General features: G+C 37.0%; 23 protein-coding genes. 1 reads left to right on the plus strand and 22 read right to left on the minus strand.

Going from position 1 to position 23,692, the window contains the following annotated elements; translation table 11 throughout:
- Positions 1-87: 87 nt before the first annotated feature.
- The 19 genes from GH715_RS09910 to metG form a co-directional block, all read right to left on the minus strand.
- On the minus strand, positions 88-972 hold the full coding sequence (locus tag GH715_RS09910) for an IS3 family transposase (protein WP_163578581.1): 885 nt from the start codon (positions 970-972) through the stop codon (positions 88-90).
- Between the two features lie 5 nt (positions 973-977).
- Entirely contained in the window at positions 978-1,667 is a 690-nt protein-coding gene (locus tag GH715_RS09915; RefSeq protein ID WP_163578582.1) for a helix-turn-helix domain-containing protein, read from the minus strand.
- A gap of 233 nt (positions 1,668-1,900) precedes the next feature.
- Positions 1,901-2,437 (minus strand): stage V sporulation protein T, encoded by a 537-nt coding sequence (gene spoVT, locus GH715_RS09920; protein WP_153837139.1) that lies wholly within the window; start codon positions 2,435-2,437, stop codon positions 1,901-1,903.
- Positions 2,438-2,572: 135 nt separating this feature from the next.
- Positions 2,573-6,106 carry a transcription-repair coupling factor gene (gene mfd, locus GH715_RS09925; protein WP_153837138.1) on the minus strand — a complete coding sequence of 1,178 codons (3,534 nt, stop codon included), beginning with the start codon at positions 6,104-6,106 and terminating at the stop codon, positions 2,573-2,575.
- 126 nt (positions 6,107-6,232) lie between these two features.
- On the minus strand, positions 6,233-6,463 hold the full coding sequence (locus tag GH715_RS09930) for an anti-sigma-F factor Fin (protein ID WP_153837137.1): 231 nt from the start codon (positions 6,461-6,463) through the stop codon (positions 6,233-6,235).
- Between the two features lie 187 nt (positions 6,464-6,650).
- Complete coding sequence (gene pth, locus GH715_RS09935; protein WP_153837136.1) at positions 6,651-7,208, minus strand: aminoacyl-tRNA hydrolase; 558 nt, start codon at positions 7,206-7,208, stop codon at positions 6,651-6,653.
- A gap of 157 nt (positions 7,209-7,365) precedes the next feature.
- A complete protein-coding gene (locus GH715_RS09940) occupies positions 7,366-8,004 on the minus strand; it encodes a 50S ribosomal protein L25/general stress protein Ctc (RefSeq protein WP_153837135.1) in 639 nt (212 codons plus the stop codon).
- 83 nt (positions 8,005-8,087) lie between these two features.
- Positions 8,088-9,035, minus strand: a complete 948-nt coding sequence (locus GH715_RS09945; RefSeq protein WP_018934287.1) for a ribose-phosphate diphosphokinase — start codon at positions 9,033-9,035, stop codon at positions 8,088-8,090.
- Positions 9,036-9,063: 28 nt separating this feature from the next.
- Complete coding sequence (gene glmU / locus GH715_RS09950; RefSeq protein ID WP_153837134.1) at positions 9,064-10,428, minus strand: bifunctional UDP-N-acetylglucosamine diphosphorylase/glucosamine-1-phosphate N-acetyltransferase GlmU; 1,365 nt, start codon at positions 10,426-10,428, stop codon at positions 9,064-9,066.
- Positions 10,429-11,296: 868 nt separating this feature from the next.
- A complete protein-coding gene (spoVG, locus tag GH715_RS09955) occupies positions 11,297-11,587 on the minus strand; it encodes a septation regulator SpoVG (protein ID WP_018934289.1) in 291 nt (96 codons plus the stop codon).
- Positions 11,588-11,753: 166 nt separating this feature from the next.
- Complete coding sequence (gene purR / locus GH715_RS09960) at positions 11,754-12,572, minus strand: pur operon repressor (protein ID WP_153836813.1); 819 nt, start codon at positions 12,570-12,572, stop codon at positions 11,754-11,756.
- A 54-nt stretch (positions 12,573-12,626) separates the two neighbouring features.
- Positions 12,627-13,496, minus strand: coding sequence for a 4-(cytidine 5'-diphospho)-2-C-methyl-D-erythritol kinase (gene ispE, locus GH715_RS09965; RefSeq protein ID WP_153836814.1), 870 nt, complete (start codon positions 13,494-13,496; stop codon positions 12,627-12,629).
- A gap of 92 nt (positions 13,497-13,588) precedes the next feature.
- Positions 13,589-13,768, minus strand: coding sequence for a small, acid-soluble spore protein, alpha/beta type (locus tag GH715_RS09970; protein ID WP_153836815.1), 180 nt, complete (start codon positions 13,766-13,768; stop codon positions 13,589-13,591).
- A 551-nt stretch (positions 13,769-14,319) separates the two neighbouring features.
- Positions 14,320-14,583, minus strand: a complete 264-nt coding sequence (gene veg / locus GH715_RS09975) for a biofilm formation stimulator Veg (RefSeq protein ID WP_018934293.1) — start codon at positions 14,581-14,583, stop codon at positions 14,320-14,322.
- A 174-nt stretch (positions 14,584-14,757) separates the two neighbouring features.
- On the minus strand, positions 14,758-15,648 hold the full coding sequence (gene rsmA, locus GH715_RS09980; protein WP_276208107.1) for a 16S rRNA (adenine(1518)-N(6)/adenine(1519)-N(6))-dimethyltransferase RsmA: 891 nt from the start codon (positions 15,646-15,648) through the stop codon (positions 14,758-14,760).
- Positions 15,645-16,208: a ribonuclease M5 gene (gene rnmV / locus GH715_RS09985; protein ID WP_153836816.1), complete on the minus strand. Its 564-nt coding sequence runs from the start codon at positions 16,206-16,208 to the stop codon at positions 15,645-15,647. Before rnmV ends, rsmA begins: the two co-directional genes overlap by 4 nt.
- 141 nt (positions 16,209-16,349) lie before the next feature.
- On the minus strand, positions 16,350-17,585 hold the full coding sequence (locus GH715_RS09990; RefSeq protein WP_153836817.1) for a G5 and 3D domain-containing protein: 1,236 nt from the start codon (positions 17,583-17,585) through the stop codon (positions 16,350-16,352).
- Positions 17,586-17,773: 188 nt separating this feature from the next.
- The gene (locus tag GH715_RS09995; RefSeq protein ID WP_153836818.1) at positions 17,774-18,547 is read right to left on the minus strand and encodes a TatD family hydrolase; all 774 of its coding nucleotides are present in this window, start codon (positions 18,545-18,547) and stop codon (positions 17,774-17,776) included.
- Between the two features lie 303 nt (positions 18,548-18,850).
- On the minus strand, positions 18,851-20,803 hold the full coding sequence (gene metG / locus GH715_RS10000; protein ID WP_153836819.1) for a methionine--tRNA ligase: 1,953 nt from the start codon (positions 20,801-20,803) through the stop codon (positions 18,851-18,853).
- A 292-nt stretch (positions 20,804-21,095) separates the two neighbouring features.
- Between metG and GH715_RS10005 the strand changes: the two genes are divergently transcribed.
- Positions 21,096-21,374: an AbrB/MazE/SpoVT family DNA-binding domain-containing protein gene (locus tag GH715_RS10005; protein WP_153836820.1), complete on the plus strand. Its 279-nt coding sequence runs from the start codon at positions 21,096-21,098 to the stop codon at positions 21,372-21,374.
- 48 nt (positions 21,375-21,422) lie between these two features.
- On the opposite strand, the gene rsmI is transcribed toward GH715_RS10005, so the two are convergent.
- Genes rsmI through GH715_RS10020 form a run of 3 tightly spaced genes read right to left on the minus strand, consistent with a single transcriptional unit; the run spans position 21,423 to position 23,296 of the window.
- Positions 21,423-22,289 carry a 16S rRNA (cytidine(1402)-2'-O)-methyltransferase gene (rsmI, locus tag GH715_RS10010; protein WP_153836821.1) on the minus strand — a complete coding sequence of 289 codons (867 nt, stop codon included), beginning with the start codon at positions 22,287-22,289 and terminating at the stop codon, positions 21,423-21,425.
- A complete protein-coding gene (locus GH715_RS10015; RefSeq protein WP_153836822.1) occupies positions 22,261-22,566 on the minus strand; it encodes a GIY-YIG nuclease family protein in 306 nt (101 codons plus the stop codon). Before GH715_RS10015 ends, rsmI begins: the two co-directional genes overlap by 29 nt.
- A complete protein-coding gene (locus GH715_RS10020) occupies positions 22,550-23,296 on the minus strand; it encodes a tRNA1(Val) (adenine(37)-N6)-methyltransferase (RefSeq protein WP_153836823.1) in 747 nt (248 codons plus the stop codon). The genes GH715_RS10015 and GH715_RS10020 overlap by 17 nt, the downstream gene beginning before the upstream one ends.
- Positions 23,297-23,692: the final 396 nt, after the last annotated feature.

Genomic DNA, 23,692 nt, shown 5'->3' on the forward strand with positions numbered 1-23,692 from the left:
GTGTTCTTCTTTGTAAAGTTAGTTGAGGCCGAGCCCGCGGAAAGTGAACCTGCCCCTGTCAAGTAGACAGCTAAAATAATAAAAAGCTTATGCTATTTTGCTTTCATAATATTCCATTGGTGTGTATCCACCATTGGCTAATTGTAACCTTTCATAATTATAAAAATATATATATTCCTCAATTGCTTTGGCTAGTTGTTGGAATGTTTGATATTCATGCTTATGCAAATAATATTTCTCACACTTTAAATTCCCCCAAAAGGCTTCCATTGGACCATTGTCTATGCATTTACCTGGACGTGACATACTGTGGTGTAATCCCGCGCTTTCTATGATCCTGTTAAATCCATACGAAGTATACTGTACTCCCCGATCGGTATGAATGAGTGGATGCTCATCTTCTGATAACGTCTCTAACGCCTCGTTAAGATTTTTAAATACTAATTCGTTGTTATTTGCTCTCGTTAGATTATAGCGGACAATTCGTTTCTCATGTAAGTCTAAAATGGCACTTAAATAAGCTTTTTTACCTTCTCCATATTTGAATTCGGTGACATCTGTTACCCATTTCTCATTCGGGCAATGTGCTTTGAAATCTCGATTTAAGATATTCGCTGCTATATGTTCTGGCTTAGAGGTTTTATACTGTTTTGCTTTGCGACGTATAACTGCCTTTAGGTTGATCTTGTCCATTAATCGATATATTCGCTTTTTATTGATCGGGCATTTATATTTTCGCTTTAACTCTGCGGTCATGCGGCGATAGCCAAATGTACCATCTAGTTTTTTATAAAGTCTTTTGATAGCTTTCACTAGAGTCTTATTCCACTGATCTTCTTTCGTATCTTTCCGCTGTAACCATTTGTAATAAGCTCCACGATTTGTACCGGCCACTTCGCACAATAAACGAATCGAATAGGACGTTTCTTGGAGCAGTTCTTGAATTGCCTCATAATTTCTTTCTTGCCGCACCTTCGTTATCGTTTTTTCTCCCTCCTTTCCATCTCTTCCAACTTTTTTAAAAATGCCACTTCAGCTTGTAATCGTTCATTCTCTTTCTCTTTTTCACGTATTTCCCGTTTTAGCTTTTCTTCCTTTGTTAATGCAGCTTCTGGCTTTGGTTTTCCACGACGGTCTTGGAGTGCACTCCAACCACCATCTTCATATTTACGGACCCATTGATAAACTTGTTGATAGGAAACATCATACATTTTCGCTGTTAATTTATAATCTTTATCGTTATATAATGCGTATTGAACTACCTCTATTCGTTCTTCTAGAGAAGTTGGTCGTCTTTTGGTCGCCATAGAGATTCCCCTTTCTTCAGCACGTGCTTGTATCTCTCTATGACGATTATAATTCTTTAACCACTTTCTTAAAACCGATGCACTAGAAATACCATGTTTTTCTGTTATTTCTCGTAAGGAATAATTCCCCGATAAATAATCCTGTATGGCATCCTGTTTCACTTTTTTTGAGTAGTATTGAACTTGACCTTGTCGTTCTAGTCCTCGTTTACCTTCTTTCTCTACAATACGAACCCATTCTTTAACAGTAGAATGATGTAACCCATATTTTTGGGTCATTTTCGCCAATACGCGGCCTTCTTTTTTATATTCTTTTACTACCTTCATCTTAAAGTCTGTAGCATAATATGGACGTGCCAACTTTTTTCACTCCCCTAGAATCATTTGTTTTTTATTTTTTAACTGTCTATTCTAAGGGGAGCTTATCAAAGCGCAGTATTCTGCCGGAGCGATTTGTTGCACTCTCCAAGGAAAGAATGGAGGAGAGTAAATCAATGTCCACTTTACTTCGCAGTTTATCTATTTAGCGCACCATTTTTACTTCTAAACAAAAATAGTATAGAAGCAATATACTTCTATACTATCCGTTGTTCTTATTCCATTTGTTTAGCGAGGAAGGTTGCTGCCGCTTGGGCTGCTTTTTTCTCTGCATCACCAAAATCCTTATTCTCCCTTGTAAACAACACCATACAACCAATCGGATCGCCACCTGCAATGATTGGCTGCAGTAAATATGCTTCTAATTCCTCGTCTTTATTTTCAATAATCTCTAATGTGTTAGTATTCGTTTCGATAATCGATTCACGACTATCCATTAATTGATCGATCTTTTTTGAAATATGCTTACCTAAGTAGTCTTTTTTCGATTCACCTGCAACGGCAATAATTTCATCTCTATCACTAATAAGTACCGATAAATCTAAGGAATCAAATAATGCCTCCGCATACTCAGTTGCGAAATCACCTAGCTCACTAATGGGAGAATATTTTTTTAAAATCACTTCACCGTCACGATCCACAAAAATTTCAAGTGGATCACCTTCACGAATCCGCAACGTGCGGCGAATTTCTTTTGGAATAACAACCCTTCCTAAATCATCAATACGACGTACAATTCCTGTAGCCTTCATATTAATCATTTACCTCACTTTCTATAATTGAGCAGTACATACAATTATTTCTTTAAGAGAAATAATTATGTTGTAAGGTTAGTATGATTAATTAAAATGGAAACTATACCTTTTTTCGGAGATAATTTCATAATTCTACGCTACAGGTGTTTGTTTCATCTCATTTAATGTCTGGATAAATTCCTCTAAAATCTCATATCGCTTGATATATTGGGACTTATCAAAGCGGAACTCCACTTTTAACTTTCGATTCTCCGTACCTAACTGAATTAACCTGCCATACTGATTGGCAAATTCAAATAATTTCGCACCATCCAGTTCCTGGCTTCTCTCTTCTTCTACTATTACTTCTATCTTTTGTTTTCGTTCTGTGATCGCTTCGATTCGTTCCTTCTTGGACATCATTTTTAGTGTCGATACATGGAAAAGATTTTCTACTTCTTCTGGGTAATCGCCAAAACGATCGATTAGTTCATCTCGTAAATCATGAACATCTTCTTGTGAATAAATAGCCTGGAATCGTTTATACATATCAATCTTCTGTTTCTCATCTGGTATATATTGATCTGGAATATAGGCATCAATTTTTAAGTCTAACTCCACTTCAAAAGGCTGTACTTCTTCGACAGCTTTGCCTTGTTTCTTCGCTTCAACAGCTTCATTTAACATCTGAGAATACATATCAAAACCGACAGAGTCGATAAAGCCGTGCTGCTGAGCACCTAAGATATTCCCAGCACCTCGAATAGATAAATCACGCATAGCAATCTTAAACCCTGAGCCTAATTCCGTGAACTCTTTAATTGCCTGTAACCTCTTTTCAGAAACTTCCGTTAAAATTTTATCTTGCTGATAAGTGAAATAAGCATAAGCAACTCGATTAGAACGCCCTACTCGACCACGCAATTGGTATAACTGACTTAACCCCATACGATCAGCATCATAAACGATTAAGGTATTGACATTAGGGATGTCTACCCCTGTTTCAATAATCGTTGTACTCACTAATACGTCTGCTTCTCCTTCTAAAAAGGAAAACATCACATTCTCCAGTTCAGATTCATTCATCTGGCCATGTGCAACAGTTACCCGGGCATCTTCTACTAATGCTTGGATGTCTTGGGCAATTTTATCGATTGATTCCACTCTATTATATAAAAAGAATACTTGACCACCCCTGGATAACTCACGTTCAATCGCTTCCCTTACTAAAGGCGCGTTATACTCCATTACATAGGTCTGAATCGGGAAACGATTCTCTGGTGGTGTTTCAATCACCGATAAATCACGCACTCCTAGCATTGACATATGCAGCGTTCTTGGTATTGGTGTAGCGGTTAAGGTTAATACATCTACATTCGTTTTTAATTGCTTGATTTTCTCTTTATGTTTTACACCAAAACGTTGCTCTTCATCAACAATTAGCAGTCCCAACTCCTTATAGCTAACATCCTTAGATAATAATCGATGGGTCCCAATCACAATATCTACTGTACCATTTTTTAAGCCTTTTAATGTTTCTGTTTGCTGTTTTCTTGTTCGAAAACGGCTTAACAAACCAATATTGATCGGGTAATCCTGGAACCTTTCCATTACTGTTTCGTAATGCTGCTGCGCTAAAATGGTTGTAGGTACCAATATCGCCACTTGTTTCCCATCGGCAATCGCCTTGAAAGCTGCACGAATGGCAACCTCTGTTTTACCGTAACCTACATCTCCACAAAGAAGGCGATCCATTGGTTGTTCTTTCTCCATATCTTGCTTAATTTCTTCGATACAACGTAATTGATCCTCTGTTTCCTGATATGGGAACGAAGCTTCAAAATCTCGCTGCATTTCAGTATCAGGTGAAAAAGCATAGCCCTTAGCAGCTTCTCTTTCTGCGTATAACTTCATTAAGTCATCTGCAATGTCCTCCACTTTGGATTGTACTTTGCTTTTGACCTTCTTCCAATCATTACCACCTAACCGGTACAATTTAGGCTCTTTACCTTCTGAACCAACATACTTCTGCACCAAATCTATTTGATCTATCGGTACGAAAAGCTTATCGTCCCCTGAATATTTAACAAGCATAAAATCTTTATGCAAGCCATTCACTTCTAATGTTTCAATACCTATATATCGACCGATACCATGATTTGCATGTACGACATAGTCACCAACTTGTAATTCTTGATAACTTTTAATGCGCTCAGCATTCGATATTTTTTGTTTGCGTTTTTTTCTAGTGGTTTTTTGTTTAAACAACTCATTTTCAGTTATAACGGCAATTTTATGCATCGGTAATTCAAAGCCACCACTAATATTGCCAATGGTAATTACAGGATGCTGCACCGGTAAATTTGGTAAGGTCTCGCTTATCGTGGCACTCATCTGATAATCTTCCAGAACAGATTGTATTTTTTCCATTCTACTTTGATTTGGTGCCAAAATAATAACGGAGAATTCCCCTTTATGCCAACGGTCCATTTCGTTTTCTAATAAATTCATTTGCCCATGAAATTGTTGCATTGCCCGGCATGAAAGATTGACAATATTCGTTGGATTTGTATTTGGAATATGACGTAAAAAGACAGAAAGATATAACCGCTGCTGCTTCATATTGTTCCAAACTTCATTCCAATCGAACGATAACCTAGAATCCCTAACAGCTTTACCCCTTTGCAAATTATCTTTGAGCCATTCTTGCTCTTCGTTATCCAAATGAGAGGCGGTTTCCTGAATTCTACTCATTTCATCCAATATAATAAATCCGTCTTCTGGTAAATAATCTAGTAAACTATAGTTATCATCGTAGAAAAAGGCTGCATATTTTCTTATTTCTTGAAAACGTTCACAATGGTTTAGACGATCTATGTCCGCCGTAATTGTCTCCGTAAGAACTTGCTGATCAGATTTATTCTTAACTTTTTTCACTGTTTTGTTTAGTGACTGTTCTAGTTTTTGACCTGCAGCTACTAGGTCACTATCCTTTAATAACAATTCTGTCGTAGGTACAATTGTAACCTGCTCTTGCTTCTCCAGTGAGCGCTGTGATTCGGCATCATAGTAACGAATCGAATCGATTTCATCGTCAAATAATTCAATCCGAAGTGGTTGTTCTTCTGTTATAGGATAGATGTCTAAAATTCCACCACGCAAACTAAACTCCCCAGGGCTTGAAGCCATATCCTGGCGAAGATAACCCATCTCAACTAAATATTCTAAGGTTTGATCGATGTCAATAATCTGCTCGAGTTCGAAATGAAGTTGGTATGTTTGCCAATACTCCACAGGCGGCAGCATCCGCTTTAAAGCTGCTACCGGCGCTATTAAAATGGCATTATCAGTATTAAGCCAATTGATCAGTGCAGTGATTCGTTGGCTTAATAATTCCGGACTTGCGACCGCTAGTTCAGAAGCAAGCAGCTCATTAACGGGATAAAGATACACATTTTTCTCTTGCGAAAACTCTAACATATCTTCATATAATTGTTGTGCTTGTGTTAATTGATGGGTAACAATTAATGTTTTCTTGTGCGTAGCTTCTTGTATCAGGGTTGTAAACATACTTCTGGCAGATCCAGATAACCCCGAGACTAATTGTTCTTTCAAACCGGATTCGACCCCATTAATAATGGAATAGACATCATCACGGTTTTGTAAGTATCGTTTTATTTCATACATAATGCTCCCCCTAAATACCTTAAAACTAATATATGTTGATTTCTTCAATAATTGCCAAAACGCACAAAAATGCTTTGGTGAACATACCAAAGCTTATTGTGTAATTAAAGGAGAGTTGAGGTTATCCTATTGAATAAAATAATCTAACTCATGGTACTGTGGATTTTGATCTAATAACTGTTGGCAATTTTCACAAATAGATTGTAGTGTAACGGTCTGATCTTGTTGATAATTCATCAGTTGGTTCTTTTCCTCTGTCGATAATACATTCCAACCTATCTTTTCTAAATCCAACATCTGTGGCCTCAATCTTCCGATTTCCGTACCACAATGTTTACACTTATATAATAAAGTCATCATTCGCGCCTCCTTATCAGAAAGCTATAGTAATTAGTTGTTATTTTACCCGATAAAGGTAAAATCTATACTTGATGATGACTTATTTATACTTTAGATTTTAGCCGTCGACGTATTGAATGTTCAAATGTATAAATTGATAAGAATGCTAAGACTTTGCTAGTTCTTGGCGATAAGTCCTGTTATTCTAATTATACTCATTCATTACTTTTGGAAATGGCTGTTTTAGCCACGCTTCCAATGCATCAGCTGCATGATCAATCGACTGTTTTAATATGTCCTGATCCTCTTCATCAAATTTTCCAAGAACATAATCAATCACAGACATCGGACTATCTGGTCTGCCGATCCCAAAACGTAATCGATTAAATTGCTTTGTACCTAATTGATCAATACAAGAGCGAACACCATTATGGCCACCATGTCCACCAGTTTGCCGTAACTTAATTTTACCCAATGGTAAATCCAAATCATCATAGACAACGGTCACTTCGTCTGGTTGAAGATTGTAAAAGTCCATTAATGGCCGGAGTGATTCACCAGACAAGTTCATAAAGGTTTGCGGTTGGAGTAATATCACTTTATCTCCTTCAACAGATTCAATCGCAAAATGTCCTTTAAATTTACTTTTATTTAATGTCCAACCACGACGCTCGAGTAGTTCGTCGATTACCATAAAGCCGACATTATGTCTTGTTTGCTGATATTTAATGCCTGGATTTCCTAAACCTACGATACATTTCATAGCTTAAAGACTTCCTTTACCTATTTTTTCTTCCTTATAGTTTAACATAAAAAACGGTGAAAAGACGCAACTTTTGGTAGTTGCGTCTTGATTATTCATAAGAAATTTACAAAAGTGATGTCTAGCTCTAAACGGTTTACCTTTCGCGTTTTTCCTTTTATTGTTCACTGTCTCCGTGTTCTTTTTTATCCCCTTCAATAACTTCTGGTTCTGCGGGTTCATCTACAGCGGAGTCTTCTGCAGGTTCTTCATCTGGAACTAAGATAGAAACAATAGTTGTTCCTTCATCTTCTAGGATGTCATAATTTCTTCCTTCTTTTAAATCTGAAACTAAGATGCTATCCCCTACAGCTAAATCTGAAACATCGATTGTAATCTGTTCAGGAATATCTTTAGGTTTCGCTCTAATAGACAAATCATATAATGGTTGTTGCAGAACGCCACCTTCTTTAGCACCTATTGCTTCACCTTCTAACACTATTGGAACTTGTACATCCATTTCTTCTTTCATGTTAACAGCATAAAAGTCTGCATGTACTAATTCATCTCTTAATGGATCAATTTGATAATCATGCAACATTACATCAACGGCATCACCATCTACTTGTAATGAGATAATCGCATTTTTACCTTCATCTCTTACTGTTTTTAATAATTCAATACTGTCTACTGCCACTGTTTTTGGTTCTACTTGATAACCATAAATAATCGCTGGTACTTCTCCTGCTGATCTAATTGCTCTTGTATTAGAAGTTTTTAAATTCTCTCTTTTTTTCGCTTGCAAAGTTGCTGCCAAAATAATCACCCTCCATAGTAAATAACTGATATTAGTATATTTCCCTCTGGTGTGACAGGCTAAACCTCTTTTTTTCAGAAAACTTAATCAAATAGAATACTTACAGATTGACGTTCATGTACACGAATAATCGCTTCACTAATTAAAGGCGCTACAGATAATTGCGTTACCTTATCAATTTGTTTTTCTTCTTGTAGTGGAATACTATTCGTTACTACTAATTCTTTAATTTTTGAATTCTCTATTCTTTCGATTGCAGGTCCTGATAGTACTGGATGGGTACAACAAGCATAGACATCTGTTGCTCCATTTTCAATTAAAGCATTTGCTCCTAATGTAATGGTTCCTGCTGTATCGATAATATCATCGATTAAAATCGCTGTTCTTCCCTCGATATTACCTACTATATTCATCACTTCTGCAACATTTGGACGCGGTCTGCGTTTATCAATGATTGCAATTGGTGCTTTCAGTCTATCCGCTAATTGCCTTGCACGTGTTACCCCTCCGTGATCAGGTGACACTACTACGATATCTTCTAGACCTTTTTTACTCCAATAGCTAGATAAAATCGGAACACCGACTAACTGATCAACTGGAATATCAAAAAACCCTTGAATTTGTGGTGCATGTAAATCCAACGTGATAACTCTGGTAGCACCAGCTGTTTGCAGTAAGTCTGCAATTAATTTGGCTGTAATTGGCTCACGTGCGCGTGCTTTACGATCTTGTCTAGCATATCCATAGTAAGGCATCACAATATTAATCGACTTTGCCGATGCTCTTTTTAATGCATCGATCATAATCAATAGCTCCATGATATGCTGATTACCTGGTTCACAAGTAGACTGCACAACATAAACATCACAACCTCGGATACTTTCCTCTATATTTATTTGAATCTCGCCATCACTAAATTTCGTTACCGAGCTTTTTCCTAACTCCACCCCAATATTGGCTGCAATCTCTTCCGCTAGGCTTGGATTCGAGTTTAATGTAAATACTTTTAAGGATGAATCCTTATAGGACATTTGTATACCTCCATGTGATTTTTAATAATTATTTATATTTCTTTGCGTACTGCTCTTTGTTGACTTGTTTTGCTCGGCCAATCGATAATGCATCACCTGGTACATCCTGATTGATCGTCGAACCTGCTGCCACTAACGCTCCCTTACCAATCGTAACTGGCGCGATTAAGTTAGCATTACACCCGATAAAAGCATCATCTTCTATCGTTGTTTTAAATTTATTCTTCCCGTCATAATTAACGGTAATCGCTCCACATCCGATATTTACACCACTTCCGATTTCTGCATCGCCAATATAGCTGAGGTGTGGAACCTTACTTTTATTATCTATCTTTGACTTTTTAATTTCAACAAAATTACCTACTTTTACATCGTTACCAATCGATGCATCCGGACGAATATGGGCAAAAGGTCCAATTTGAACGCGCTGACCAATATAGCTTGATGTTGCTACGCTATGACGGAGTACAGTATTCGCTCCAATATGGCAATCATTCACTTCTGAATTCGGTCCAATTACCGCTTCACCTTCTATGGTTGTGTTTCCTTTTAATACACAACCAGGCTCAATTACAACATCTGATCCAATTGTTACATCTGTACCTATGTAAGTATTGGCAGGGTCTATAATCGTTACACCATTTCTCATATGTTGCTCATTAATACGTTTTTTCATAAGTATTTCTGCTTGGGATAATGCAACTCGATCATTAACACCAATTGTTTCTTCAAAATAATCTGTCTGATAAGCTGCTACTTTTCGGCCTTCTTCTTGTGCGATTTCGATCACATCTGGTAAATAATACTCGCCTTGGGCATTATCATTAGATACCTTCTTTAGTGCTTCAAATAACCATTCATTATCAAAGCAGTAAGTGCCTGTATTGATCTCTTGAATCGCTTTTTCCTCTTCTGTTGCATCTTTTTGTTCTACAATTTTACTAACTTGATTATTTGCATTTCTTACAATTCTTCCGTATCCAGCAGGTTCCTCTGCATTTGCAGTTAAAATAGTGACAGCAGCACGTTCCTGCTCATGATGGTTCAATACAGCTTGTATGGTATCTTTCGTTAATAATGGTGTATCGCCACAAACTACAATGGTAGTACCTTCTTTATTTGCTAAATATTTTTCAGCTTGCTGTACAGCATGCCCTGTTCCTAACTGTTCTTCCTGAATAACAAATTCGCTTGTTTGTCCTAATTGTTCCTGTACTTTCTCAGCTCCAAAGCCAACAACAGTTGTTATACTAGCAAGATCTAATCCTTTCAATTGATCAACCACATGTTGTACCATTGGTTTTCCTAAAACAGGATGAAGAACTTTATATAATTTAGATTTCATTCTTGTTCCTTTTCCTGCAGCTAAAACAATTGCATACCGATTTGACAAGGTAGTCCCTCCGTTCCACTTCACTTCTTATATATTTATGTAAAAAAGGATGTTCTCATTTTGTACAATAATATCCCAATTATGAATATATACGAAAACAAACGTATTTTCAATAAAGACGGCATAATTTAAATAACTATAATATGGCAACATTTTAATATTGATGGCTCAGTGATACTAAAGAATTAAAATTGTAATGATAAAGTCTATACAAACTGCGTACTAGTGAAATTTTCCGCAGTGAGGATTTCCTTTATTCTTTCCATAAGGAGTGCTGGGATACCGCTCCGGCAGAATACTCAGCTTTCTGTGGGCTCGGCTTCAGCTAACTTGGTGAAGAAAGGCACTTCACCAAGTGGATCTTCAGCTCTCGTGAGTCCCACAGGAGTCTCCGCATTCTGCCTACGCTATATTTGTGCTCTGATTATAGAAAGAAATGAACTCATGGAACAAAACTTTTCTGTTTAATTACAGGACTAACCCTTTTAGCATAGTCGTACCCTACGCTACATATGGTGGAGAAATCGACTGGCTGATTTCTGATTAGTGTTGTGAAGCATATCTTAACGAAGGCCGCCCACTTTCACTCCTGTGGGAACTGTTTGACCTGAAGATCCACTTTTTCGAGCGGTTTTTGCTCGAAAAAGTTAGCTGAAGGGCAAACCCCACGGAAAGGGAAGTGGGCAGCCGGAGTGGTAGTTATCATCACGATATATTTCAAAATTATCGCTTAATGCAGTACGAGTAGAGAACAAATCTATGTTCAGTACTGCGCAGTTTATGGATTATGTGCATATATTTTATGTATACGATGACAAAAACAAAAAGCCTAATCAATGTTATTGATTAGGCTTTTTTACCCTTGTTTTTAAGAAGCTCCTGCTTCTTCATACTCTACTTCAGCTTCTCCAGCACGATGATACTCTTCTAAAACTGCATCTTGAATTTTTGCTCTAGTACCAGAGTTAATTGGGTGTGCAATATCCCTAAATTCACCATCCGGCGTACGTTTAGAAGGCATTGCTACAAACATCCCATTATTCCCATCAATCACTCGAATATCATGCACCACAAATTCATGATCTAATGTAATGGATGCGATAGCTCGCATTCTTCCATCGGTATTCACGCGGCGTAATCTTACGTCAGTTACTTCCACTATGTTTCACCACCTTTTCCCTATTTAAGAACTTATTATCTTAATTCAACAAATTTTTTAAAATTCCTGCTTAATTTTTAAAAAATATTATCTTTTTAAGAAAATTTTCTTATAATAGGTGATGATTGACATAATTCGATATGATTAGACCTTTTTACACGATCCATTAGTACTGATCAAAGTAATTTCCTTTTATTACCTCTATTTGTTTGCTATTAGAATCAACGTTTTTAATTTGCAATAAAGAAGTATAATCATCTACTACACGATCTTCTTCTTCATCCTCAGCCTCTGCTAATACACCGATCGCCTTCACATTGGCATCAAATTCTTGAAGTAAGTTTTTCATACCATTTATGGTACCACCAGCCTTCATAAAATCATCGATGATACAAACATTTTCACCAGGCTGCAGGCTACGCTTAGATAACACCATCGTCTGAATTTTTTTAGATGAGCCGGATACATAGTTGATACTTACGGTGGAACCTTCCGTCACTTTCGGGTCACGACGAACAATGACTACTGGAACATTTAAAAATGAAGCTACAGCATAGGCTAAAGGAATCCCTTTCGTTGCTACCGTTACAATGGAATCAATGTTTAATCCTGCAAATCGAGAAGCAAAAAGCCTACCAACATCTCTAACAGTACTAGGTGTACCTAAAATATCGCTCATAAACAAATAACCGCCAGGCAAAATCCGATTAGGATCTTCCAGTTCTTCACATAACTTATTAATCATGGATTCACTTTTATTTACCGAAACATTAGGTACATATTTTACTCCTCCAGCAGCACCGGAAATAGATTCTAAATAACCAATACCATCTTCTTTGAACATATGGTTGATAATGGACAAATCTTCACTAATCGAAGACTTGGCAGCACCGTATGTATCAGAGAAAAAAGGAAGAGAGATTAACTCCATTGGATGTTCAACTAAATAATTGGTCATCGCAACTAGACGATCACTTCTTTTCATTACTACACCCCAAAATCCGAATATTTTGTGGTAAATATAACATTTTATACGTGTTTAATCAAGTCTTTGATGACAACCTAATAAACGTACCACATATACTTCTTCACAAAATCCTCTCAAGCTGTTATAAATTCGATCCGCTCTGCTTTCTTGTTGTACTAGCCCAAATACAGTTGGACCGCTCCCACTCATCAATACTGCATCTGCACCAGAACTAAGCATTTGTTGCTTTATTTGTTCCACTTCAGGATTTTTAGGCAAGGTTACTGTTTCCAATACATTTTTCAACCTACTGCATACACCTTGATAATCAGATTGTTTAATTGCCTGTACCATTCCTTCTGTATCAGGATGCTTTAAGTCATCTAATTGTAAAGATTTATACACCGATTGTGTGGAGACACCTTGAACAGGTTTTGCCAAAATAACCCAGCATTGAGGGGGTGGTGGCAATTCTATAATGTTTTCTCCTCTTCCTTTGGCAAGAGCTGTGGAATTATAAACACAAAAAGACACATCTGAACCAACCTCCGCTCCTAAAACAGCTAATTCATCCAGTGTTAAATTAAGCTTCCATAACCGATTTAATCCTCTTAATGTTGCAGCAGCATCACTACTTCCACCAGCAAGCCCAGCTGCTACTGGAATTTGTTTATCTATTTTAATTCGGACGCCTTCTTTAACATCATAACGATCTTTTAACAATCTCGCCGCTCGATATGCTAAATTTCTTTCATCATTGGGAACAAAACGATTCTCTGATGCCACATCTATTTTGTTTTCTTCTAACAAAAAGAACTCAATTCGATCCGCCAAATCAACTGTAGTCATCACCATCTCAACTTCATGGTATTGATCTGGCCGTTTATAAAGTACATCTAATGTCAAATTTATTTTAGCCGGGGCTTTTTCTATCGTGTACAAATTCGCTCACCTACTGACCATTTTATATTCAGGAATTTTACTATATGTAAAGATACCATAAAAACAAATAAAAGCGCAAAAAGGACAAAGTCTTAGACTTTGTCCTTATTTAAACTCTCTTCTGCCATTTGTACTGCTCTTTTCACCATATTACCGGCATCTCGCGCGGTAATTCCACCCCAACCATCTTTTTGCACCGTGTCGTAAAAACCTAATTCTTTAGCAAGCTCTTCTTTAAACCGATTGGACATTACACCTCGACTTCGACCCATCTGAAGATACTCCCTTTCTGTCATGTTTTACGACAATCCTATTTTATGTTTTTCGCTCTTTATGATACGAGGTAATAAAAGGGTGAAAGACATGTTGTTGGCACTTTAAATCACATGAACAATCACATGCTTAGATGATATCACAATTACTGCATTATTAACCGAATTAGATAAATACTGTGAAGTAATGAAAATTTCCAAAGTGAGGCTTTCTCCCATTCGGATTAATGACGAATAAATTAGGGATTGGAAAGAATTACTGGGAATTTATACGCTGACTTCCCTCTCTTTATACCAGACCACCATTCTAAGCTGCGGAAAAATGCGACACTCCTGGGGGAACAGCGCGAGCGGAAGATCCACTTTGCAAAATGTTTTTCTTTGCAAAGTTAGCTGAGGCCGTGCCCCCGGAAAGGGAGTATTTTTCCGCAGCGATGGTTATGCGCTCATCAAGAAAGAATGGAACAAAGGAAATCCATATCCAGTTATTTCGGAGTTTATAAATTATGTGTCTTTTTAATTTTTACAATAAAAAAAGCAGCAAACATTGTTTACTGCTCCCCTGAGACCGCTTCTAATTCTTCCGTAAAATTTAGTTCAACTGTTTCAGTGAGAATATCTGCATAACTGTAGGATACACGTTCAAATGCATTCTCTTGTTGATCAAGTTCAACAATAAAAACGGAAGGATATGTTTCTGCTAATGTTCCATAACGTTCAATGGTTTTCTTTCTTCCACCATTTGCTTTAATTCGTAGACGTTTGCCGACATTTCCATCTAAACCTTGTTTGATTTCAACCAATGTTTTAGCCAATACACTCCACCTCACTAATATTGATTATACTACATTCTTGTCCAACCGTCAATTAAAAATATTCCATTATACCAATTATAATTGAAAGCTGTCAACAAAAAAATTTGGAAGTTATGTGTTTAGCTTACCTTTTTTTAAGAAAATTATGTATAAAAAAGGAAAACTCCTTATTTTTCAGGAATTTTCTATTACATATTGCTTAAAATAATTCGCTAAAGCAGCAAACTCTTGAATATTTAAAGATTCCCCTCGTCTTGTCCCATCAATTCCAACTCGTTCAAAACCTTCTTCTATCTGAACCTTTGAAAGTATATCTTTAAAATGTCGCGATAAATTGTTACGCAATGTTTTTCGCCGTTGCTGAAAGCTTGCTTGAACTAATTGAAAAAAGAATTCCTCATCCTCAACAGTAACAGGTGGAGTTGCTCGCTTCTCTAAATGCAAAACTGCCGAGTCTACTCGTGGCTGTGGCATAAAAACTGTTTTCGGTACAACCATTTTTACTTTTGCTTCCGTATAGTACTGAATTGCTATCGATAATGATCCATATTCTTTTGTATTTTCAGCAGCTGCCATTCTTTCCGCTACTTCTTTTTGAATCATTACGGTAATACTGGAAATAGGTAAATTAGCTATCAATAGTTGCATTAAAATAGGTGTTGTAATGTAATAAGGGAGATTTGCTACTACTTTTACAGGTTTATCATCTTTAAAATACCTTTCCCAAACCTCTTCAAAATCGGCTTTGAGAATATCTTGATTGATGAGTTCTACATTATCATACGCTTGTAAAGTATCTTCTAAAATCGGCACTAAACGTCCGTCTATTTCAAATGCAACAACTTTGTTAGCTGCAATCGCTAATTGTTCAGTAAGTGCACCAATACCTGGGCCAATCTCAATTGCGTTCATTTCTTTCGTAATGCCTGCATTATGGATGATATTTCTTAAAATATTTACATCGATAAGGAAATTCTGCCCCAAACTTTTTTTAAATGAAAATCCATATTTTTCTAAAATTTCCTTTGTTCGTTTCGGTGTGGCTATTGCTTTCAGTTCACTCATGCGCGTTCCTCCTGAATTATTTGTTCCATCACTTGTTCAAACTCAGCTTTAGCGATTTGAAACATCTGTAACCTTTTTAATAACTGTTTTCCATTAATATGTCCAATTCTTAACTGTTCCCCAAGCTTCTGTCTTCTATCTCTTGAACCATGTCCACCTATTAAACCAAAACGAAGCAGATCTGATTTGGTAATTTCCGATCCTCCGTTCTCTGTTAATTCATATACTTGTCCTAGTGCCTCACGGAGAACATCCAATGAAGCATGTTCTATGCCAAGACTCTTAGTTTGCTTTTTGTCTGGTATAGCTTCTTCTCTTTTTAAAAAGGCATGCTTACAACCTGGAACATGCTGATCAATAATTTGTCTGATTCGCTGCCCTGGATAATCAGGATCAGTAAATACAATGACACCTCGTTTAGTTTTAGCATGTGCAATTTGTGCTAATATATCTTTGTTGATAGCTGAACCGTTTGTTTCTATTGTATCGACATCTAATGCCTGTTTTAATTTTGCAGTATCATCTTTTCCTTCTACGACAATGATTTCTTTCACCTTCAAAAAAGGCTCCTCCATTCTTACTTAAGATAGCTTATTGATACGTTTCCAGATGACCTAACTTTCGAGTAGAAGTTTTAATCATAACCTTTCTCATTTTAACACAAAAAAGCTTACCTTTGCTTCGCAAGGTAAGCTTTACATTTATTCAACAATTCTTACTTTTACTGTTTTCATACCATAGCTCGCAGCTTTTTGTTTGGTTGGCATGTGAAGATCAATTTTATTTCCTTTGATATTGCCGCCAGTATCTCTAGCTACTGCATATCCATACCCTTCGACCCAAACTTTTGTACCTAATGGAATCACACTAGGGTCTACCGCTACAACTCCGTTGGGGTTTTCCTTTAAATTATAACCAGTAGAAGTCTTGCCTCTACCGTCGCATGATGCACAGTCCCAATTGTATGCTGTTGCTTTCATGTAAAGGGTTTCTCCCTTTTCTTCGTTGTCGCCACGAGAAACTGTTTTACTTGCCGTGCCGTTATTATCAGAAGCTGTTGTCATTGTTGTTTTTGGTTGATTTTCCTTCGTACCAATTGCTACGACTTTTTCTTTACTTTCTTTTTTGACTTCTTCTTTCACTAATTCACGGGATACTTCTTCCCCATTTTCCAATACAACTTCATAGTGTTTTTCAACTAGACCTGGTTCACCTTCTGATATAACTTCTTCTTTGCCTTTCTCAAGCGAACTATCGTTTCGTTTCACCAAACGATAGTCTTGCTCTTCTTCTACAACATCTGTTACTTTCTCTACTCGTGTAATTTCGATATCGGTGCTTTTGCCTACTGAAGCAGTCTGTTCTGGTTCCACACGATCTAATTCATCTAATTCAATGTCGTATTCCGCTAATAGTTCCTGAACAGAACCTCCAGTTGTCCAGACTTGCTGTTCTTCACCAGCATCATTAATGGTAACTTGAAAAGCTTTATCGATACCAATTACTAAGTTATCAGCTATTTTTGTATTTGCTGCTAATGACAATTGATCATTTTCTGTTAATTCTATATCTTGCTCTGCCAAAAATTCCTCAACTGTATCACTAGTTGTATAATATGTTTGTTCATTACCATCTATGCTGACTATTACTTGATTTGCAATTGTATGCTCGATTTTCATCTCTCTATTTACGAGGTCATTTAATTCATGTGAAAGTTCATCATGCTCTCCCACTTCAATTGCAAGTTCATTTAGAACATCTTCGACAGTTTTGGCATGTGTACGAACTGTCGTTGATTCACCTTCTTGAACAACTGTAACTTCTGCTTTTGATAATTCATAAAATGATGTGCAAATAAAGCCGATAAATACAAATAAAGAAAGTGCGTATATGAAGTCTTTGTTGTTCAATAAGTGACTAAATTTAAGACGTTTCATGAACTCTTCCCTCCTTTTTACTCGCCGTTGTATTATATAAAGATCCTTTTTCAGTGTCAAATGGCGTTATGAAAAGCAAAAAGCAACAAAACCCTTGAATTCAAAGGGTTTTGCTGCTTATTTTTATGAAATATTTCAGTTTGTTTACATTACCGTAACATCACCTGAAACATTTGCTGCTAAAGGCATCATCCGTTTATTAGACCGAAAAATCGTTTGGCGTTTTCAGTTGTTTGCTTACTTATTTCTTCATAACTTACCTCACGCAGTTCTGCTATTTTTTCTGCAACCAACTTGACATAAGCAGGCTCGTTTCTTTTTCCCCGATTAGGATGTGGCGCGAGAAATGGGCAATCTGTTTCGATTAATAAACGATCTGCTGGTACATACTTTGCTACTTCCTTCGGTAAAGTAGCATTTTTAAACGTTACTGGCCCACCAAGTGATATATAAAAATTCATCTTTAAGCATGCATCAACATAGTCAACAGAATCATTGTAACAATGCATAATACCACCAACTTCTTCTGCTTTTTCTTCTTGCAATACTTGGATGATATCCTCTGTCGCCTCCCGATTATGAATAATAATGGGTAAGTTGACTTTTTTGGCTAACTGAATTTGCTTGCGAAAAACTTCTTGTTGTACATCTTTCGGCGACTTGTCCCAATGATAATCTAGGCCCATTTCTCCTAAAGCGACTACTTTTGGGTGTGAGGACAATTCTTCTAACCACGCTAGTTCTTTGCCGGTCATATCGATAGCATCAACTGGATGCCAACCGACTGCAGCATAAATATGGTCATGTTGTTCGGCCATCTCTATTGCTTTCGGGATCGTTTCATGATCAAATCCGACAATGACCATGTTTTCGACACCAGCCTCTTTCGCTCGTTGTAATACTTCCTCACGGTCTTCATCAAAATGCGATACGTTTAAATGAACGTGTGTATCAAATAACATCCTTATTCCTCCTTAAAAAAACAGACTAAACCGATTCTCCCCTGCTCGTCTCATTCATAGTTAATACAAACTGCGAAGTAGCTTAGTTGTAAAGTTAACAGGACTTCTCTTCCCTGGATATAGTCGTTTATCCTCGGAAGAGAAGATCTTTTCCCTGGAAGAGAAGCCTTTTTCCTTGGAACAGATCGACGCTTCCGGGGATATCTCTTTTCCATATCCACGTTACTTCGCAGTCTGTTTTTATGCGCATAAATAAAAAGTACACACACGTTTCAAATGGAATGTGTGTATACTTTTTGATATTTATTTTACGATGGAGCCATTTGGCAGGTTTGATTCTACTGTGGCCAAGGATAGAGAGCCGTCTTTGTCTTCTCCAGATAGAATCATACCTTCTGACAACTCGCCGCGCAATTTAACTGGTTTTAAATTGGTTACACAGATCACCTTTTTCCCTTTTAGAGATTCTGGAGTATAGTATTGTGCAATACCTGATATTACTTGACGTTTTTCGCTGCCAAGATCTAATTGAATACGTAATAATTTATCGGCATTTTTCATTTTCTCAGCATGCGTTACTTCTGCTACACGTAAATCTAGCTTCATAAAATCATCATACGTTATTTCATTTTTTTCTTCGGATTTCGCTTCTTTCTTCTCCGGCTCAGGTTTAGTCATCATACCCTTAATAATTTGTACTTCTTTTTCAACATCTAAACGCGGGAAGATCGGATCTTTCTTAACCACTTTCGTTCCTGCCTCAATTATTCCGAAGTCTAACAAACTCTCCCAAGTATGAAGTGCTTCGTTGTCACTCACACCAATTTGTTCGAAAATTCGATTCGGTGTTTGTGTCAGGAATGGGCGTAATAAAATCGCAATTCGACGTAAACTGTCGACTAAATGTGCCATCACATTACCTAAACGATCTTTTTTACTTTCATCTTTCGCTAAAATCCAAGGCTCTGTTTCATCAATATATTTGTTGGTTCGACTTACATACTTCCAAATGTTTGTTAATGCAACAGAGAATCCCATCTCATCTAATGCATCTTCTACATTAGCTACTGTTTCTCTCCCTAATGTTTCTAATTGTTCATCAAAGGACTCTTCTGAAACGCGGAATGCTGGAATTTCACCATCAAAGTATTTATTAATCATCGCTACTGTACGATTTAATAAGTTACCTAAGTCATTGGCAAGGTCGTAATTTGTACGGTCTACGAACCCTTCAGGAGTGAAAACACCGTCTGAACCGAATGGCACTTCACGTAACAGGTAATAGCGTAATGCATCTAATCCATAACGCTCGGTTAAATCGATCGGGTTCACAACATTCCCTTTTGATTTCGACATTTTTCCGTCCTTCATTAAAATCCAACCGTGCGCAAAAACTTTTTTCGGTAATGGTAAATCAAGTGCCATTAACATAATTGGCCAATAAATTGTATGGAAACGAACAATTTCTTTACTCATTAAATGAACATCTGCTGGCCAGTATTTTTGATATAAACTGTCATCTTCTGTACCATAACCCAATGCAGTGATGTAATTGCTTAATGCATCAATCCATACATAGATGACGTGTTTAGGATCTCCAGGTACTTTAATACCCCAATCAAATGTTGTACGAGATACCGCTAAATCTTCCAGTCCTGGTTTAATAAAGTTATTAATCATTTCATTTTTACGGCTTTCCGGCTGAATGAACTCTGGGTTTTCATCATAAAAAGTAAGCAGACGATCGACATACTTACTCATTTTGAAAAAGTACGATTCTTCTTTCACATGTTCAACCGGACCACCACAATCAGGGCAATGGCCATTTTCTAGTTGTCTTTCAGTGAAAAAGGATTCACAAGATGTACAATAGCTTCCTTCATATTCATCTAAATATATATCGCCTTGTTCTAATAATCTCGCGAAGATTTTTTCGACAACTTTTTTATGACGCTCTTCTGTCGTACGAATGAAATCACTATATGAAATATCTAGCTTTTCCCATAAATCTTTAATTCCACTAACGATTTCATCTACATATGCTTGTGGGGTAACACCTGCTTCGTCCGCTTTTTTTTGGATTTTTTGCCCATGTTCATCTGTTCCTGTTAAATAACGAACATCATATCCTCGGAGTCGCTTGTATCGTGCCATCGCATCTCCTGCAACCGTACTATAGGCATGGCCAATATGTAAATTTCCACTAGGATAGTAGATCGGTGTTGTTATATAAAAAGTTTTCTTTTGCTCTGTCATGCTATAACCTCCTCAATACATTTTTTATCTATTTAAAACAGTCTGCTTTCATTGTAGCGATTTTTCGAACAATTTTCCATTATAAATACATTGTCACCATTTATTTTATGTTTAAAACATCTAAAATTGTCGAAAAATCACTACAAACTATTGATTTGTATATCTTCAATTTTTTTATAAAAGCTTGAAAAAAATGAGAAAATTAAGTTTGACAATAATGGCAACTAATGGTATTATAACGCTATAGATGTCGAATATTGCCGAATTTATTTATCAAAGGGGAGAATAAATAATGAAATCAACAGGTATTGTGAGAAAGGTAGACGAGCTTGGTCGTGTTGTAATTCCGATCGAACTACGTCGAACATTAGGAATCGAAGAGAAAGATGCTCTTGAAATTTATGTCGATGATGAGCGTATCATTTTACAAAAATATAAACCAAATATGACTTGTCATATTACTGGTGATATCTCTGACGACAACTTTACATTAGCAGATGGAAAACTAGTACTTAGTCCTGAAGGTGCTCAGACACTAGTTGACGAAATCCAAAAGAAATTAAACAAATAAAGATACATAAAAACCCTGTTTCATGATTGAAACGGGGTTTTTATTTGTTTACTCTATATGATAAGCATTGTATACTTCTCTTTTCGGAATATTGCGCTCTTTTGCTACGGCTTTGATTGCTTCTTTACTTGAATATCCCTCTAATTTCATTTCTTTTTCGACATGCTCTTTTATGGTAAGATCTGTCCACCATTTCGTTTGTGGATTATCCTTAATTCCTTCCACAACAATACTGCACTCACCTTTTATCGAGTTATCTGCTATCCACTCTTCTATTTCCGGTAATCTTCCTCTTATATATTCTTCGTATCTCTTAGTTAATTCCCTTGCTATTGCTACTTGTCTGTCACCAAGTGATTCCCTTAACAACTTGATTGTCTCCTTAATGCGGTGTGGTGATTCATACAAGATAAACGTTGTATCCAATGATTGCAGTAATTGTAGTGCCTGATCACGATCTTTTTTCTTTCGTGGCAAAAAGCCATAAAAATAAAAATGATCAGTTGGTAACCCTGAACCAACTAAGGCTGATAATGCGGCGTTTGCCCCAGGTAATACCACAACGGGAAGATCTCTTTGAATGGCAGCTTGTACCACTTCAAATCCTGGATCCGAAATTCCTGGCATACCTGCATCACTTACTAGAGCTAAATTTTCTCCATTACTTAGCATCTCAAGAATTTGATCCTGCCTTGCCATTTTATTATGTTCATGGTAGCTGATCATCTTTTGCTTCAGTTCAAAATGATGTAACAACTTCCCAGTATTTCTCGTATCTTCAGCTAAAACAGCATCAGCCTCTTCCAATATACGTAATGCTCGAATCGTAATATCTTCTAAATTACCGATTGGTGTCGGCACTACGTATAATATGCCTTTTTCATTATCAGTCTGGTAGCTCTTCTGTATCTGCATATACGCCATACCTTTCCGTTTGGTTTTCTTTGATCCATAATTCCTTCTGCTTTCTAGTAAGCTTTTTAATTTTTGCTTCTAACTGCATTGCTTCTGATTTTGTCTTACATTGTTGTTGGTACTGCAATTGAAATGGGGCTCTACCTCTTGTATATTTAGCACCTCTACCTTGTTCATGCATTTTCATTCTTCGTTCGATATCGGTTGTATAGCCTGTATATAATGTTTCATCTTTACATTTAAGAATATAGACAAAATGATTATTTTTTTCTCCCATATAGTATACCTTCTACCTCTTTTGTATAATTTCCCTCTCCATCGAAAGCATATAATGGCGACAATAGCTTGAGATCTGGATTTCCATCTCTAATTCCTTCTATTAATAATATGTTTGCTTCTTTTCCTTCTTTCGGGTACACGAAACGAACACGCTTTGGTTCTATTTTATATTGCCTGAATAAAGTAATAATATCGACAAAACGTGACGGACGATGTACCATGGCTACTTTCCCACCTGATTTAACGAGCTTACTACACGATTGTACCACATCTTCCAACGTACAAAAGATTTCGTGTCTTGCGATTGTTAGATAGTCATTATGATTTTGATGATTTTTATTCTCAGTCTGGAAATAAGGTGGATTAACGGTTACTAAATCAAATTTGTTATTTTTGAAGTGATCCGGCATATCCTTTAAGTCACCATGGATCATATCTATTTGATGGTCTAGCTTATTCAGTTCAATACTGCGGCATGCCATGTCATATAGCCGTTCTTGAATTTCGACGCCTGTAATGGGGACGTTAGATTGTCTTGTTAATAACAATGGGATAACGGCATTGCCTGAACAAAGATCCAGTATTTTTCCTCTTGTTTTTGGTGTTGTAGCGAAGTCTGCCAGTAGCACAGCATCGATGGAAAAGGCGAACTTAGTCGGGCTTTGAATGATTTGCATGGTTTGATCTGCTAACAGATCATCAATACGTTCGTCTTCTTTAAGTTGCATTTGTTTATCTCCTTCAATAAAGTACATAGTTGATATATACAGCGAAGTTGTGAAAATTTGTGGAGCGAGGCTTTCTTCCATTCTGATTGATGATGAGTGCTAAATCGACGCTGCGGAAAAATACTCCCTTTCCGGGGGCACGGCCTCAGCTAACTTGGTGAAGAAAACCACTTCACCAAGTGGATCTTCGTCGCGTGAGTTCCCCCAGGAGTATCGCATTTTTCCGCAGCTTAGTGTGAATTTCTTATCAAGCAAGAAGAAATTCACAGATATATTCCCATAAGTTTCCTTCTTTCGGTCATCAGAATACTACGCTTAGCGGAGGCAGAATACGGAGACTCCTATGGGAAATAGCACGAGCTGAAGACCCCGCAGGAAAGCGACTTTTGCTTTCCG

Source organism: Gracilibacillus thailandensis, from assembly GCF_010994055.1.
GTDB classification, from domain to species: Bacteria; Bacillota; Bacilli; order Bacillales; family Amphibacillaceae; genus Gracilibacillus; species Gracilibacillus lacisalsi.

Coding starts and splice junctions, on each gene's coding strand:
- purR (WP_153836813.1), bottom strand. CDS start 12,572: ATGAAAAGAAGTGATCGTCTAGTTGCGATGACCAATTATTTAGTTGAA.
- rsmA (WP_276208107.1), bottom strand. CDS start 15,648: ATGAGTGAACTGAAAGCAATAGCCACACCGAAACGAACAAAGGAAATT.
- GH715_RS10020 (WP_153836823.1), bottom strand. CDS start 23,296: ATGCAACTTAAAGAAGACGAACGTATTGATGATCTGTTAGCAGATCAA.
- GH715_RS09945 (WP_018934287.1), bottom strand. CDS start 9,035: ATGTCCTATAAGGATTCATCCTTAAAAGTATTTACATTAAACTCGAAT.
- GH715_RS09990 (WP_153836817.1), bottom strand. CDS start 17,585: ATGAAACGTCTTAAATTTAGTCACTTATTGAACAACAAAGACTTCATA.
- spoVT (WP_153837139.1), bottom strand. CDS start 2,437: ATGAAGGCTACAGGAATTGTACGTCGTATTGATGATTTAGGAAGGGTT.
- GH715_RS09930 (WP_153837137.1), bottom strand. CDS start 6,463: ATGACTTTATTATATAAGTGTAAACATTGTGGTACGGAAATCGGAAGA.
- GH715_RS09970 (WP_153836815.1), bottom strand. CDS start 13,768: ATGGGTCGAAGTCGAGGTGTAATGTCCAATCGGTTTAAAGAAGAGCTT.
- mfd (WP_153837138.1), bottom strand. CDS start 6,106: ATGTATGAAATAAAACGATACTTACAAAACCGTGATGATGTCTATTCC.
- GH715_RS10005 (WP_153836820.1), top strand. CDS start 21,096: ATGAAATCAACAGGTATTGTGAGAAAGGTAGACGAGCTTGGTCGTGTT.
- metG (WP_153836819.1), bottom strand. CDS start 20,803: ATGACAGAGCAAAAGAAAACTTTTTATATAACAACACCGATCTACTAT.
- GH715_RS09995 (WP_153836818.1), bottom strand. CDS start 18,547: ATGTTATTTGATACACACGTTCATTTAAACGTATCGCATTTTGATGAA.
- GH715_RS10015 (WP_153836822.1), bottom strand. CDS start 22,566: ATGGGAGAAAAAAATAATCATTTTGTCTATATTCTTAAATGTAAAGAT.
- rsmI (WP_153836821.1), bottom strand. CDS start 22,289: ATGCAGATACAGAAGAGCTACCAGACTGATAATGAAAAAGGCATATTA.
- pth (WP_153837136.1), bottom strand. CDS start 7,208: ATGAAATGTATCGTAGGTTTAGGAAATCCAGGCATTAAATATCAGCAA.